Raw genomic sequence first — 14,457 nt, 5'->3', positions numbered from 1 at the left:
CCCCTATTTCAGACCTGAATGGGCCATCGTATTGATTACTTTACTTTGCATGAAGATGAAGATAACGAGGTTCGGAATGAACATGATCAATCCTGCCGCCGCAGCCATCCCCTGGCCCGCCACATTATTTTCGAGCTTTGAGGTCAGCGTGTTCATGTAAAAAGCAAAGGTTTTTAAGCTTTCATCGTTCATGAAAATAACAGAGGTTTCAATGTTGTTCCAGGCGAGCTGGAACGCAAGGATCGCCACTGTTGCAAGTGCCGGCTTGATCATCGGAAAGATAATCTTCCGGAACAGCACAAGATCATTGGCCCCGTCAATGGATGCCGCATCAAGGAGCGAGTCAGGAATCTGATCCACAAATTGCTTGACGAGAAACACACTGACCGGCAAGGCGAGAAGCGGCAGGATGTGACCAAGAAACGTGTCGGTCAAGCCAAGCTTTTCAATAATAAAATACCTTGGAATCATGACGGCTGCCGGAACAAACATCATCGCAATGATGTTGGCTTCAAAAATAACCTTCTTCAACATAAAATCCTTTTTTGAAAGTGCAAAACCGGCCATCGCGCTTACAAGGCAGGTTAACAGTACGACAGCGCCTGTAATGATGACACTGTTAAACAGGTATCGTGTAATTGGCACCAGTGTCGTGGATGTTTGCGACATCAGATCTGCAAAGTTTTCCATCGTCGGTTTATGGACCAGAAAACGGGGCGGATACAGGAAGAGCTCATCCATTGGCTTAAGTGCCTGAGAAAACATGAAAATGATCGGCAAAATCATGAATGTGCTCAGAGCCAGCAAAATGACGTAAAACTTCCACTGGCTGATATGAAATTTATCCGGGTTGATTTTTGTTGACTTAAATGACATCGGGCTCAGCTCCTTCATGTGGAAGTGGGTCAGTCTTTTTCACCGAATAACCTCCAGCACAGCTTTGAAAACAGATAAACGATCAGCAAAAGGATTACTGAAACAGCTGAAGCATATCCCATTTCATAGCGGATAAATCCATAATCGTCGATATGGTTGATGATCAGCTGGCCGGCATACTGCGGAGTGGGATTCGCTCCCGACAGCTGTACGCCGATCACCCCCGCCTGCACGGTTCCCACCACTGCCATAACAGCTCCAAACAGCATCTGCGGCTTCATGGAAGGAATGGTAATATAAAAAACTTCCTGCAGGCGGCTCCTGATTCCATCGATATAGGCTGCTTCGTAAAGTTCCTTATCCACGTTTAAAATACCGGCAAGCATCGCAAGAAATCCTACCCCCATGCTTCCCCATAACGACACAACCACCATAATCGGCATTAAATAGTCCGGTGACTGTGTCCATTGGATGGGCTCATAGATCAGGCCAAGCTTCAGAAGCATACTGTTTAAATAGCCTGCACTGTCTCCGCTGAAAATGATCAGCCAGACGACAGCCATGGCAATTCCTGCTGTCATCGACGGAGAGTAGATGACAAGGGTGAGGACTGTGCGCGATTTTTTCGGAATCTGCGCCAGCAGCCACGCGAGCCAGAACGACAGGGCATAGCCGATAGGTCCGACGATCAGTGAAAATTTGATCGTGTTGGGCAGCACATACATCATAAATACATTGTCCTGTGTCAGCAGATTCACGTAGTTCTGGAGACCGACAAACTTCGGCGCTTCCACTGTGTTAAAGTACGTAAATGACAGACCAATCGCAGCAATAACCGGGATAACAATGAAGAGGATAAAGAGAATCAGAAATGGACCGATAAAGATCATGGCACTTCCTTCATCCCTAAACTTTTTCTTCTGAAGAAACATGGTTTTCCGCCGGGTTTGCTGCTTTACTTCAGAGATTCCCGCCTGCTTTGGCAGAACAGCAGCATTGCTCTCCTCTTCTCTTTGCACAGACATATCAGGTAAACTCATTCATGTCACCTCACTTCTCCTGGAATTTAGGCATCTTGATTTTCTTTACAACTTTTCCGTTTTTCACATAGCCAAATTCCTCTTGCTTTTTCTTCATCTCGCGGTTGGAAAGAACAATGGCGTCCTCCAGTGCTTTTCTTGGGTTTTCCCCATCAAACACGATCGAGTTCCAGGCATTGCTGATTTCCCGTTCAAGCATGTAATCTCCCGGTACATGGGTGACATCCTTAAGCCATTTCCACTGCTCATTAATGACTTTTTTATCTTCATCCGGCCACGGAAGCCCTTTAAATGCCTCAAGGTTACTTGTGTTCCATTTATAGGAAGGTCCGTAGTTCACTTCCATCTTTGTTCCATATTCCTGCTGAACATCCTGGGAGGTCCACCACTTCAAAAACTCCCACGCCTCGTCTTTTTGCTTGGTTTTTTTGAAGATGAGTGCGGATTGTCCGGTACCCGGCGCCCATCGCTGAATCTTGCCATTTTCATCACGCACACCAGGCTGAGGGGCAATCTTCCACCACCCGGCGAGTTCCGGAGCCGCTGAAGTCAGCTGAACATAGGTTTCATAATCCGAAATTCCGATCGGCAGATTCCCTTCACGGAAATGGTTGTAGAAATTGGGAACTTGCATGGACATGCTGTAGATGGTGAACGCTTTGGTCATCAGTTCAAAGCCTTTCAATGCTTCATCCGTGCCAATGGCTGCCTTCATTCCATCTTTCGTGTAAAGTGATCCGCCAAACTGGTACAAATACGGCGTCGTCAGATGAAACGGCTTAAAGCCGCCTGCCTGTGACAGCGGAGTGTAAAAGTTCATGCCATACCGCTGAAGTTCCGGAAGCATGTTCAGGACTTGATCCCACGTTTGGGGAACCTTCATATGAAGCGCATCGAGAATATCTTTTCTGTAAAACATCACCCAGAAATTTTGGGTTTCCGGGATGGCATAAACCCCGTCATCAAAATAAAAGGGAAGCATGGCACCCGGTGAAAACCGTTTGTTTACCGTTTGGAAGTCGGGGAATTGCTTTAAGTCAAGCACAGCTCCCCGAAGGGCCATGTTGTATGGAAGCTGATTGCTCACACCCAGTGCAACATCCGGTGACTTGTTGGCGGCATTGGCCAAAATCAGCTTTTGCTCATCAGGCATGATTGAAAATGAGATTTTGATACCCGTTTTTTTTGTAAAATCCTGATCCGCCATCTGCTGCATCATGCTGACATATTGCTGTGGACGGTTGACCCAGACGATAAGCTTTTTCTCCTTTTTCTTTTCGGGTTGTGATGTGCGGTTAAATGAAAGGAAAAATTTCGAAACCTGGTTGCCAATCTTTGTTGCCCAGCCAGCTTCAGGATCCGGAAGTTCACCATTGGATATGTAGATTCTGTCCAGTTGCATTCGCTGGTTTGGAAGTTCTGCCAGCAGGTCACCAAGCTGCTGCGAGGCTGACCCTGATCCCTGATCAAGCATGCTTAATTTGTCTGGTACCTCATTCGGGTTCTTTGCCAGTTTTCTAAGCTGGTTAGCGGCCATCATCAAATTTCTGGCGGCATCCGGCTTGTTTCCGGAAATCTTTTGCAAATAAGTGTATTCATTGCTCAACTTGTCTGCATTGTCGGTTAATTTCTGTTTCAGATCTGGAATCTGTGTCGCAATCTCCCATTCACGGTTTCGGTCGACCGTGTTTCCAGTCGCCATTTTAATCCGCAGCGAAAGCTTTTTGATATCGTCCATTACCTTTCGGACCGACGTCACGGTCCGCTGGATCGGCTGCCCATTGACGATCAAGGAAAGAGTATGCTCTCCTTTATCTAAATGGATATTGTAGGGTTTCCCTTTACTGCCCAGGGTTTCATTGCTCCATGACTGGTTATAGGAAAACGGATAGGCCTCCAATTCTTGAAACGGGATCTTGCCATCTATAAGCACCGTTCGGAAAACCGGCATGTTTACTTTTTGATCCTGCAAGTATTTGAAGGACAGATGATAGGTTCCAGCTTCTTTTACATTGATTTTCCACGTGACCTTTTGGCCGCCCAGTTCAAATGATTTGTCGCCGGGTGTACCCAGCGTATTCAGCAGATCCTTCTTGACGCTATAAGGCTCAACATTGGCATCCGGCAAAGAAACAGGCTGAATATAGGGAACATTTTTATACGTAAAGCGTTCCGCTTCCAGAGTGATGGTTTTGGAAGGCTTTTTGTATGCTTCGTTGTCTGTTTCATAGTCTTTATAGGTTACAGGGGTTACAGGTGAGGAAATATGCATTTGGCCAAGCAGCATCGGTTCTCTCACGTACTCAAGACTTACGGTGTTCTTGCCTTTTTTCAAATAAAAAAGCAGTGGTTTATCTTCGAAATAACTGGCATCCATGGCAGAGATTTTTTGCCATTTTTTCACTTCTTTCAACTCATGGGGATATTCGTTCCCTTTTTCATCATGCGGGAATTTTCCGGAAGGGCTTTCCCATTTCCGGTCGAATACAATTCTTCTCGCCTCAAAAAATGGATACTTTCCGTTTACTTTTATGCCCCGCTCCACCGTATTCACATTTTCTTTAAGAGGCATATAATCGAAGGACAGCTGATACAAGCCCGATTCCGGCACCTCGACTGGAATCGAGAGTTCTTTCATCTGTTCATCAAACCGAACAGCTTTCTTTCCTTGCTTCATTTCCGTACGGCCTTTTGTCCCGGAAAGCCCGCTTAACGATATGTCCATCGTCTTTCCCGATGTGCTTTTCAGGCCAGCTTTCTTCCATTGGGCCAGCACGTCGCTATAGCTGCTCTCCACCATTTTTGAGATCAGGGATTCGTCCGCCTGTTTTCCGGATGAAGGTTTTTCATCTGTTTTCTTGTTCACTACGTTTGTTTTCTTTTTATCAAAGAGATCATTCAGAAGGCTTTTCGTATCATTTTTCTCGGCAAAGGTCTGTACCGGGGACCATACGGTCTGAAAAATGAGCAAGAGGGCAGCAAGGCGAAGGACCCACTTACATTTCATGGCAAAAACTCCTTTATGAAGGTAAGGCCCCTTCTTCTAAGAGAAGGGAGCCCGGTACCTTGCCTATTTTGTAGCTTCATCCATCTTTTTCTTGGCGTCCTCGTATGCCTGGTTCGAACGCTTTTGCAGATCCTGGCTGATGTCTTCCGGCTTGATTTCGCCTTTAACAAACTTCTCATAGTTGTTGCCGACAATTTTGTTCATTACTTCCTGGTAACCCGGAAGCCACTTCCAGCCGTCCACAAATCCGTCGGAGATCATCGGAACGACATTTTTCATTCCGGCTGGTACTTCTTTGCTATTCAGGTATTTCTCCCATACACTCTTGTCGTTGATCAGCGGGAAGCTTGTAATCGGCTTTTCCACTTCAATTCGGCTCTCCCAGCCTTCCTTGGAGTAGGTCATCCACTTCACAAGTTCAAACGCTGCCTCTTTATGCTTGGAAGACTTGGCCATTCCGATATAATCAGTTACAAGCGGAGTGCGCTGGCCTTTGTCTTTTGGCATCGGAAGGAAATCCCAGTCAAACTTTAATTCTTTGGACTGCCATCCGAAATCAGAAGATCCGCCATAGCGCATTGCAGCTTTTCCAACATTCCATGAAGATTTGCCTTTTCCAAATTCCTTGTCCCGCTCTTCCTGTGGAAGAATTTCAGCAGAAACTTTATCCTTGGTGAGCATATCTGTAACAATTTTATTGGATTGAACAAATGCGGGTTTATCAAAGTTATATTTTTCGCCATCCCAGGTTAACCAGCCCTGTGAAGGATCAAGCTGGGGAATCAGTGTTTCACGCAAACCGCCGACTCCGTCAAAACCATATTGTTTCTCACTGACTTTTGTCAGCTTCACGGCTTTTTCACGCATTTCATTAATAGTCCAGTCCGGCTTTGGAAGCTCAACATTCTCTTTTTTGAACAAATCCTTGTTCACAAAGATTCCGTTCGCATACAATCCTTGCGGAAGAGCATATTGTTTGCCGTTATACTCGGCGGTTTCCGTGAGATTTCCGAATACCTTGTCCTTGCTGTAGTCCTTGTCTTTCTTTAAATAAGGAGTAAGGTCTTCTAGCCAGCCGTTCGTTACGCTTGGTGGAACACTGAAAACAAAAAATACATCAGGAAGCTTGTTGGCTGCCGCTGCTGCTGCAAGCTTTTCATCCCAAGGCCAGGTAACGGCCTTGTTCATTTTTACTTCAATGTTTGGGTGCGCTTTCATAAAAGCATCGATGCGTCGTTTTTCAACTGCCGGATCTGCCCAGCTTGAATATGTGATGGTTACCTTCTTGCCGTCTTTTTCACTGTCTGCATCTGCCTGGTTCCCGCTTGATTTCTTTGAATCGGAACAACCCGCGAGCACAACGGATAAACAAAGTAGAACCGCCATTAACATTGCATACTTTTTTTTCATCTTAATCCCCCTCATTTTGTTTTCATTCACCTTCCAGCCAGAGAATCACACCTTATCCCGGTTCCCCCTCACCCCCTTCATCTGCTCCCGGGAAGAATCTCTTACGATCAGTTCCGTTGGCATGATATAATCGTTTTTCACAATTTTTTCTTTAATCGACCGGTAGATAAGATGCGCCGAAAGCGAGCCCACCTCATAGTTGGCCTGGCTGACCGTCGTCAGCTGCGGAGAGGTGTAGCGTGACATCTCAATGTCATCAAAACCAACGACCGATATTTCTTTGGGGACTTTGATTCCCGCTTCTTTTAAGGCATTCATTGCGCCTATCGCCATTTCGTCATTCCCAGCAAAGATGGCACTTGGCAGATCGCCCTGAAGAATGAGCATCTTGGTGGCCAGATAGCCGCCCTGCCTTGTAAATCCGCCCTGCAGCAGCCATTTGGGATGAACGGGGATTGAAGCTTCTTCCATCGCCTGTTCAAACCCTTTGCGCCGCTGAAGGTTGTCCCGTGAGTCAATGGGTCCGTTGATATAGGCAATATCGCGGTGACCGCGGTCAATTAAGTGCTGTGCTGCCTTGTATCCCCCTGATTTGTTGTCCACAATCACACTCATGATTGAATCGTGATTCAGAATCAACCGGTCGAGGACGACGATGGGAAAGTCTTTTCTTGCGGCCCTCTCAATCTCTTGATCTCCTAAATTGGATGCCAGAATAATCGCTCCGTCTGCTCGGCGCTCTGCCAGAAATCGTGACGCCGTGGAATTCCTTCCGCCCATTGAGCTGCAGGCGATCAATCCATAGTTTAATGATTGAAGCGTGTCCTGCACGCCCCTTACCAGTTCCGAATAAAAGGGACCGGCCAGATTATGGAGGATCAGCAGGATCGTATCTGTTTTATTTCGTTTCAAATCCCGCGCAATACCGTTTTTTTGATAGTTTAAGGTTTGTGCCGCATCAATTACTTTTCTGGCGGTTTGCGGCGCAACCTTGGAACTTTGGTTTAACGCATAAGAGGCGGTAGACACTGCCACACCTGCGAGTTTTGCCACATCTTTTATAGTAGCCATTGAAACCTCCAGCGGTTGAAACGTTTCGAATTACAGCATGAACCGTTTCTCTTCATCTTATATACTCTGCTATCTATCTCCTGTTCTCCAAAAACCAGGAATATAACGTTTGATTTTGATAGGTTTCCGTCCATGCATCATGTCCGGTATCCGGGTAAATGGTCAATCTGGCTTCCATTCCATTCTGTTCCATTGCCTGTACCATGGAAGTGGAACAAGCAACAGGGACTACATCATCCTTGTCCCCATGGAATACCCAAACCGGCAGTCCGGCCAGGCGGTCTGCTTTTTCTGGAAAACTTGTTCCGCATACGGGTGCTGCCGCCGCAAAAAGGTCTGGGTTCTCAATCGCGAGCTTCCATGTGCCTGCTCCCCCCATGCTTAACCCTGTCACATAGACTCTTGCCGGGTCCACTTTTAATGAGAGAATGCATTGTGTGATCAGTTCTTTTAATGTATCTGTTTCTTCTGTCCAGTATGAATCCCCGGGACATTGGGGAGAAACCGTTATAAACGGAAAAGACTGATCATCGGCCGCGGTTCTTGGTATGCCGTAATGCTTAATCAGATTTAAATCCGTTCCTCTTTCTCCCATGCCATGAAGGAAAAGAATCAATGGCCAGCTTTCTTCGGCTTCATACCGTTTTGGCTTGGAGAGCAAAAAAGGAAGGGTCCTTGTTTTTCCTGTAAATTGATGGGGTTCCAGTGCCATTACGAAACCGCCTCCTTGATTTCATCGATTTTGATTACGATTTTTTGTGTTCTCCATGTCAGCCATACCGTCATCGCACTCACTCCAAAAAAAGGAAGGAGTGATGGCAGTTTGATCAGGACGGTGCCGATTGTTATCGCCCCCACCACGGTAAAAATAGTTTGAAGCGGATGCACCATGGCAATCGACAGGGCGTACTTCCAATATTGAAGGAAATTAAGCCGGTAATGAGTATATACCGGGAAGATGTATACAACAGCCATGGCGAGCATGATGGACAATACAATCGCTATCGCTGAAAGAACAAAAAACAAGATGGATGATTTGCTGGAAAAATATAAAAAGTCCAGATACAGTACTCCCATCAGCACAATCGATATCCAGCCGTACGCCTGTGAGCCAGCAAAATTTTGTTTGTATTCCTGCCAAAACACACGGAAAACCGGAAATTCCTCATCAGATCTCATCCAGCGCCGGCATACCGAAAAGGCAGCAGCCGTTGCCGGCGAAAATCCGGCAACGACCACACCCAAAAGTGTAAAAACGATCCAGAGAATATTAATGTAAGCCATCCGCATCAGCCAATTGCATACCTCCATCAGAGGCATTTTTTTCAAGGCCTTCATGCTTCCACCTCCTTATTCAGACCGGTGTTTATATTGGGTTTGAAGACCCATCAATGGTTCTGGTTTGCTGCATTGTGTATCCAATTCGAGAAAGCGTTTCTTATCAGAGGATTCCAGGATGATTTCCATAACCTCCAGTACATGCAGGCCAAGTTCTCCACTGCACAGATACGGGCGATTTTCTTTTATGCCCCTGATCATGTCTGCCAGGCCAATTCCCCGGCAATTGTCTATATAGGCACTTACAAGGTTAGCTTCCTTCCAGCCTTCTGTTTCGTCATTCATGTAACAAACAGGCCCATTGAATTCGTTGGGATCCGGCACGAGCAGGGTTCCTTTTGTTCCGTAAATTTCAATTTTCGGAAGCTTTGTATTCCAAACATCAAAGCTTGTCATAAATGATGCGCTGATTCCCGTTGAAAATTGCAGCAGGGATGAAACGTATGTCGGAACTTCCACTTTAATTTTTATCCCGGCAAACGGTTCACTCGTAATCTCCCGTTCCGGAACCGTCACCCGGTTCATGGAAGCCACATGACTTACCGGGCCAAGCAGACTGATTAAGGCCGTTAAATAATAGGGGCCGAGATCAAACAGTGGACCTGCACCTTTTTTGTAAAAAAATTCAGGATTCGGATGCCAGCTTTCCGGACCCCGCCCAAGCATAAAGGCAGAAGCGCCTACCGGCTCCCCTATCACTCCCTGATCGAGCAGTGTTCGGCACGTTTGCAGGCCGGCTCCCAAAAACGTATCCGGCGCTGTGCCGACATGAAGTCCTGACCGCCGGGCTTCCTCCATCACCAGAAGACCATCACTGTAGGTAGTAGCCAGTGGCTTTTCGGAATACACGTGTTTTCCTGCCTGAAGGGACTTGATACTGACCTCTTTATGCGCAGCCGGAATGGTCAAATTCACAATAAGTTCGATATCTTCTTTTTCCAGCAGCTCTGATACACTGCCAGCAAACGGAATCTGGTGCTTTACAGCCTGTTCCTGTGCACGTTCTACATTTAAATCTGCCACCCCTGCAATTTCATAGTTTGAAAATTTCTGAGGCGAGGACAGATAGACATCACTGATGCTCCCTGTCCCAATGACTCCGATTTTTGTCTTCCTCATCTGTTCACACTTTCTGCTTTAAAAGTTCTTGAAGGACTCTGACATTTTCCTTTGCCGCTGTCTCCAGATCGGTTTCAAAATGCTCCTGCTCGACAACGAACCAGGAAACATCCATTTCTTTGCCTTTCGCTACAATGGATGCAAGATCCAGTTCGCCAGTACCGAAAATCGTGCTTGTGCGCTCTGATCCCTTTACTGCCATGTCTTTTACATGGAGAGTAACAAGACGGTCACGAAGAGTTTCCATAAACTGAACAACGTCATAGCCTTTGTAGGCCGCCCAATACACATCCAGTTCAAAAGATAAAAGTGACGGATCGGTCTCTGATAAGAGAATCTCATAACCGGTAAGCGCTTCCTGCTTTTCAAACTCAAAATCATGGTTGTGGTAGCCGAGCTTCAAACCTTCGGATTTTAAAAGGTCGCCAGCTTTGTTCAGTGTATCGGCCACCCGTTTATAATCATCCAGGTTCCGTCTGTTCTCTTCTGTCAAATAAGCCAGAATGATAAGCTCATTCCCAATTTCATGGCTGTATTCGATTTGCCGCTTAAGGGCATCTTCTTTTAATTGGTCCAGACCGGTATGACTTCCTGCAGGCTTTAATCCCAGTTCAGACAGCGTGTTTTTCAGCTGACCAGCTGGTGTATCATAAAATCCGGCAAACTGGGCACCTTCATATCCCCACTGCGCCACGTTTTTCAGCGTTCCGATAAAGTCTTTCTCACACAATTCTTTGATCGTATAAAGCTGTAAGGCTTTACTTTGCATATTGACCCCTCCTTATTGCAGCAATGCTGTCGTTTCTTTTGTATTTACAATGACCTTTGTTTCGCTCGATTCCAGTGCTGCAAGGACTACATTCAGCGACTTCATGCCTTCCTCTCCGTTCACCGGCGGTTCTTCATTGTTAACAACACTTCGGACAAAGGCGTCGATGACGTGAGAGCTGTGCTGGCCCCCCGCATCATTGGTCTGTATTTTATCGAGCTCATATTTAACCACTTCACCATCTGTATATTGTGCGATCAGCGAAAACTCCGGGTTTTCTTCAAGGCGAAGTATTCCTTTTTCTCCATAGATGATTGTGGAATTGTCGGCATGGTAATACGACCAACTGGCAGCAAGCGTACCGATGATACCGCTTTCGGATTTCAAAATGCAGACGGCGTTGTCATCAATGTCTGTATCTTCTTTAGCAAGGGTTTCAACAAAGGAACCTACCTCGGTAATTTCTTCTCCGAGCAAAAAGCGCAAAAGATCCGTCTTATGAACACCAAGGTCTCCCATTGCGCCAATAAACGCTTCGCTCTTTCTGAAAAACCAGCTGTCCCTTCCATCCACACTCCAGCCCTCAGGTCCTGCATGTCCAAAGGCCGTGCGGAAGCTGTAGATTTTTCCGATTGCACCGGAGGAAATCAGTTCTTTCGCTTTTTTGTGAGCGGCAGCAAAGCGCTGGTTGTGGCCGATCATCAGCTTTTTCCCGTTTTGTGCGGCAGCTTCGATCATTTGCTCCGCTTCTTCCCGGGAAGTGGCCATCGGCTTCTCGCACAGCACATGCTTGCCGGCATTCAACGCATCAATAGTTACAGGCGCATGAAGATAGTTTGGAAGGCAGACACTGACAGCATCCAATTCTTCTATTTGCAGCAGTTCGTTGTAGTCTGTTAATGCCTTCGCACCGTACTGCTCCGCATATGCCTCTGCTCTCTCCGGCACCAGATCACAAACCGCCACGAGTTCCACTTCCGTGTTTGCGTCATATTCCGGCAGATGCCTGTATTTTGCAATCGTTCCGCAGCCAATTACACCAATTTTTAATTTACCCATATCGGATTCCCCCAAATTAAGATTAATTTTTTTGTACTGCCACATTTCTTTGATCGTCTATTACATTTGAACCTGAAACGGTCTCGACGATCAGGTGGTCATCTATCTTCGCGTGCTTTTTTGAAGTAACAATCGTTTGGTTTCCTTCTGTTACAACATCAAATTCCTCTGACGGCAGGAGTTCAGGAGCCCCTTCAAAAACAATGACATCTTCCTTCTGTGTCAAACGGAAATCTATGGCTTCGTCTTTGATCTCTTTGATTTCTGCCGTGGAATAAAGAATTTTTATTCCGTTTTTCAACGTCATATTGACCGGAAGCATCAAACCGTCTTTGCTTTGCAGCAAAAGCTTTTTGCCTCCAAAAAGCACTTCGCCGTTTTGGTACAGGTGCAGCTCTTTATCAAAGCCATCAAGGTTTAACAGGTGGTAAAAGCGTTCTCCGTCCTTATTGATCGTCGATGTCATGAAAATGCCGTGATCCTTGAAGTCATGGATCAGGTTGGCACTCGCCCCGAGTCTCTCAAGTGCTTCCGTGAACAGCGGGATATCACAGCTGTAGGATGATCCGATAACGATCGCTTTGCCCTTGCCGGCCGTTGTTTCAAATCCGCACACCTCGTCTGTTCCGTAGACCGTCAGGATGGGTTCCCCGCTCCTTAGCCTGTACGTTTGAGCACGGTTAGCCCTGACCTCCGGACGGGGAGCGGCCCATCCTTTGGCAACAACAGACAAATAGTAACGCTGTTCTTCTTTTACCGTTCCCAGCGGTTCGGCGCCCAGGGAATCGGCTAAAATAGTACAGTCCTGCCCTTCCATATCCATTGTGGGAACTTCACCATAAAGCAACAGGCCTCCTCCGTCTTTAACAAAATGCGCCAGCTTCTCCTGGATGTTTCCTGCCATATAAGCGGCAGACGGCAAGACTAAAACGGGAGTTCCTTCAGGGTCAAGAGGCTTGTTCTGGATATCCGTTGCACCAAATCTGTAGCCGGCTAAAAGCATAGCCCGTGCCACGATTTCCCATCCCCCGCCTGACCGGTAAGCTTCAAGATTTTGAATCATTTCTTTCATCCTGCTACTGTTCGGATGGAACGATTCGGTCATATAATAGTCAGGAATAAAGCCGAAGGATACCCCGTCATGTTCCTCAACCATTTCTGCGAGCTTGTTTGAGGAAGCCATGACCGTTTTTGTCACCCTCGCCATCCGATCATAGGTGTAGTTCAATTCCCCTTCCGGGCTTACCGGGGCTGCAAATCCATGGCGTTCGCCGGTAAAGGCGATACGGTCATTTCCATCCTTCAATTCCTGATCCATTCTGTAATTGCGTCCTCCGGTAAACAGATAGTAGTTGATCAGCCTGTTCCCCTGTGCGATGCACATGCGAATTTTAAAATCCACCGCAGATGGGTCATACCGGTCGCTGTATGTACTTCCAAAGTTCCCGTCACCGCAATTGAACTCAACAGAGGTAAGCGGCTGTTCTTCCCGGTGGACCGCATCCATAAAGCCATTGATCAAATAGAGATCCTGAAAAGTTGTCATGTTCAGGTCGCCGAAATAGATATCCGAGCCTGACAGGTAGCCGTCATCCTGGGTATAGGATTCATACAGCTGGCTGATGCCGATCGGATAGGTGAATCCCCGGCCGCCGCTAGTCCCATGAATATTGACGACGAACGGAATATCCTTGACCCCGAACTCTTCTGCATAAGAACGAAGTGTGGCAACATACTCTGAAAAACGGTGTCTCATGTAATAACCCAGATCGTTCATTAATTCTGCGCTGTAAGCTTCTTTCGGTGACCTGATTTGTTCGTTTCGCTCCTGGGTGGAAGCAAGTGAAAACGGATAGCGCAATTTGAGCTGTTCTTTGCTGTAGCGTTTCTCAAGGTACACGCAAAAGTGGTCAATCAGCTGATCGGTAAGGTCTGGTGAATTGCTGACCCATGAGAGCATGCCGATTTCATTATCGAGCTGCACCGCGATCACATTGCCTCCGTTTTGAAGCAGCCTTGGTTCAATGACCCTCATGATTTTTTCATACCATTGGCGTGTTTCCTGCAAAAAGGAAGGAGCCAGGTAATCAATCGTCCTTGTTTGGATATCCCGGCCATCCCATGTGACTGGAATGATCTCCGGATGCTTTTCGTAGACCCAAAAAGGAATCCCCTCGTTTTTCATCTCAGCCATAATAAAAGGTCCCGGGCGTACAAAGAAGGAAAGACCGTTTTCTTTGCATAAATCAATAAATCCACCGATATCAAGCTCTGGACGGGTCTTCCCCGTTACATCAAGTTCACCTTCCACGGGCTCGTGACAAATCCATGGAACATACGCGGCCACCGCATTGCATCCCGCCTTCTTCAGTTTGGTGATCCGGTCCTGCCAATCGCCCCTGTCGAGTCTGTAGTAGTGAATTTCACCGCACATAATGATCTGAGGAGATCCATCAATCCATATTTTCTTTTCTTTGATTTCAATCATATCTTTTCCTCCATTTCTCATTCATTCCAAAAATTTCTATTTGTGAATAGAAACGTTTCGAAACGGTGTAAAAAAATAAGGTGTTCGGTTCATTTCTTTGGAATCGCTTACATAATTGAGGCAATTAGTCTTCTTGATGATTAAAAAATAGGAGGGAAAAAGTGAAACGTTTCGATTTAATCTTAATATGATTCCTCTTTTCTTACAAGTACTTTTTAAAATATTCCCAAAAATCTTTCTATATCCTGAATAAGAAGAACCGTCTGCCTTTTGGCAGACG

Annotated in this window: 11 protein-coding genes; all 11 read right to left on the bottom strand. The window is 46.4% G+C overall.

The annotated features are described in order from the left end of the window. Nucleotides 1–3: 3 nt before the first annotated feature. The 11 genes from QNH15_RS06360 to QNH15_RS06310 all read right to left on the bottom strand — a co-directional run bounded on the left by QNH15_RS06360 (nt 4) and on the right by QNH15_RS06310 (nt 14,177). Complete coding sequence (locus tag QNH15_RS06360) at nt 4–876, bottom strand: carbohydrate ABC transporter permease (protein WP_283893417.1); 873 nt, start codon at nt 874–876, stop codon at nt 4–6. Between the two features lie 29 nt (nt 877–905). Further along, nucleotides 906–1,916 carry a carbohydrate ABC transporter permease gene (locus tag QNH15_RS06355; RefSeq protein ID WP_283893416.1) on the bottom strand — a complete coding sequence of 337 codons (1,011 nt, stop codon included), beginning with the start codon at nt 1,914–1,916 and terminating at the stop codon, nt 906–908. A 10-nt stretch (nt 1,917–1,926) separates the two neighbouring features. Further along, the gene (locus QNH15_RS06350; protein ID WP_283893414.1) at nt 1,927–4,923 is read right to left on the bottom strand and encodes an extracellular solute-binding protein; all 2,997 of its coding nucleotides are present in this window, start codon (nt 4,921–4,923) and stop codon (nt 1,927–1,929) included. A 63-nt stretch (nt 4,924–4,986) separates the two neighbouring features. After that, complete coding sequence (locus tag QNH15_RS06345) at nt 4,987–6,333, bottom strand: ABC transporter substrate-binding protein (protein WP_283893412.1); 1,347 nt, start codon at nt 6,331–6,333, stop codon at nt 4,987–4,989. Between the two features lie 45 nt (nt 6,334–6,378). Next, a complete protein-coding gene (locus QNH15_RS06340) occupies nt 6,379–7,404 on the bottom strand; it encodes a LacI family DNA-binding transcriptional regulator (RefSeq protein ID WP_283893411.1) in 1,026 nt (341 codons plus the stop codon). A gap of 73 nt (nt 7,405–7,477) precedes the next feature. Further along, entirely contained in the window at nt 7,478–8,116 is a 639-nt protein-coding gene (locus tag QNH15_RS06335) for a carboxylesterase family protein (RefSeq protein WP_283893410.1), read from the bottom strand. Continuing rightward, a complete protein-coding gene (locus QNH15_RS06330; RefSeq protein WP_283893409.1) occupies nt 8,116–8,742 on the bottom strand; it encodes a YesL family protein in 627 nt (208 codons plus the stop codon). The genes QNH15_RS06335 and QNH15_RS06330 overlap by 1 nt, the downstream gene beginning before the upstream one ends. A 12-nt stretch (nt 8,743–8,754) precedes the next feature. After that, a complete protein-coding gene (locus QNH15_RS06325; protein WP_283893408.1) occupies nt 8,755–9,861 on the bottom strand; it encodes a Gfo/Idh/MocA family protein in 1,107 nt (368 codons plus the stop codon). A gap of 4 nt (nt 9,862–9,865) precedes the next feature. Next, a complete protein-coding gene (locus QNH15_RS06320) occupies nt 9,866–10,630 on the bottom strand; it encodes a sugar phosphate isomerase/epimerase family protein (RefSeq protein ID WP_283893406.1) in 765 nt (254 codons plus the stop codon). A 12-nt stretch (nt 10,631–10,642) separates the two neighbouring features. After that, entirely contained in the window at nt 10,643–11,689 is a 1,047-nt protein-coding gene (locus QNH15_RS06315) for a Gfo/Idh/MocA family protein (RefSeq protein ID WP_283893404.1), read from the bottom strand. Between the two features lie 22 nt (nt 11,690–11,711). Further along, complete coding sequence (locus QNH15_RS06310) at nt 11,712–14,177, bottom strand: beta-galactosidase (protein WP_283893402.1); 2,466 nt, start codon at nt 14,175–14,177, stop codon at nt 11,712–11,714. Nucleotides 14,178–14,457 lie beyond the last annotated feature (280 nt).

It is taken from the genome of Fictibacillus enclensis, assembly GCF_030123385.1.
Classification (GTDB): domain Bacteria; phylum Bacillota; class Bacilli; order Bacillales; family Fictibacillaceae; genus Fictibacillus_C; species Fictibacillus_C enclensis.
This window is presented reverse-complemented; position numbering and strand designations above follow the sequence as displayed.

Coding starts and splice junctions, on each gene's coding strand:
- QNH15_RS06360 (WP_283893417.1), bottom strand. CDS start 876: ATGTCATTTAAGTCAACAAAAATCAACCCGGATAAATTTCATATCAGC.
- QNH15_RS06355 (WP_283893416.1), bottom strand. CDS start 1,916: ATGAGTTTACCTGATATGTCTGTGCAAAGAGAAGAGGAGAGCAATGCT.
- QNH15_RS06350 (WP_283893414.1), bottom strand. CDS start 4,923: ATGAAATGTAAGTGGGTCCTTCGCCTTGCTGCCCTCTTGCTCATTTTT.
- QNH15_RS06345 (WP_283893412.1), bottom strand. CDS start 6,333: ATGAAAAAAAAGTATGCAATGTTAATGGCGGTTCTACTTTGTTTATCC.
- QNH15_RS06340 (WP_283893411.1), bottom strand. CDS start 7,404: ATGGCTACTATAAAAGATGTGGCAAAACTCGCAGGTGTGGCAGTGTCT.
- QNH15_RS06335 (WP_283893410.1), bottom strand. CDS start 8,116: ATGGCACTGGAACCCCATCAATTTACAGGAAAAACAAGGACCCTTCCT.
- QNH15_RS06330 (WP_283893409.1), bottom strand. CDS start 8,742: ATGAAGGCCTTGAAAAAAATGCCTCTGATGGAGGTATGCAATTGGCTG.
- QNH15_RS06325 (WP_283893408.1), bottom strand. CDS start 9,861: ATGAGGAAGACAAAAATCGGAGTCATTGGGACAGGGAGCATCAGTGAT.
- QNH15_RS06320 (WP_283893406.1), bottom strand. CDS start 10,630: ATGCAAAGTAAAGCCTTACAGCTTTATACGATCAAAGAATTGTGTGAG.
- QNH15_RS06315 (WP_283893404.1), bottom strand. CDS start 11,689: ATGGGTAAATTAAAAATTGGTGTAATTGGCTGCGGAACGATTGCAAAA.
- QNH15_RS06310 (WP_283893402.1), bottom strand. CDS start 14,177: ATGATTGAAATCAAAGAAAAGAAAATATGGATTGATGGATCTCCTCAG.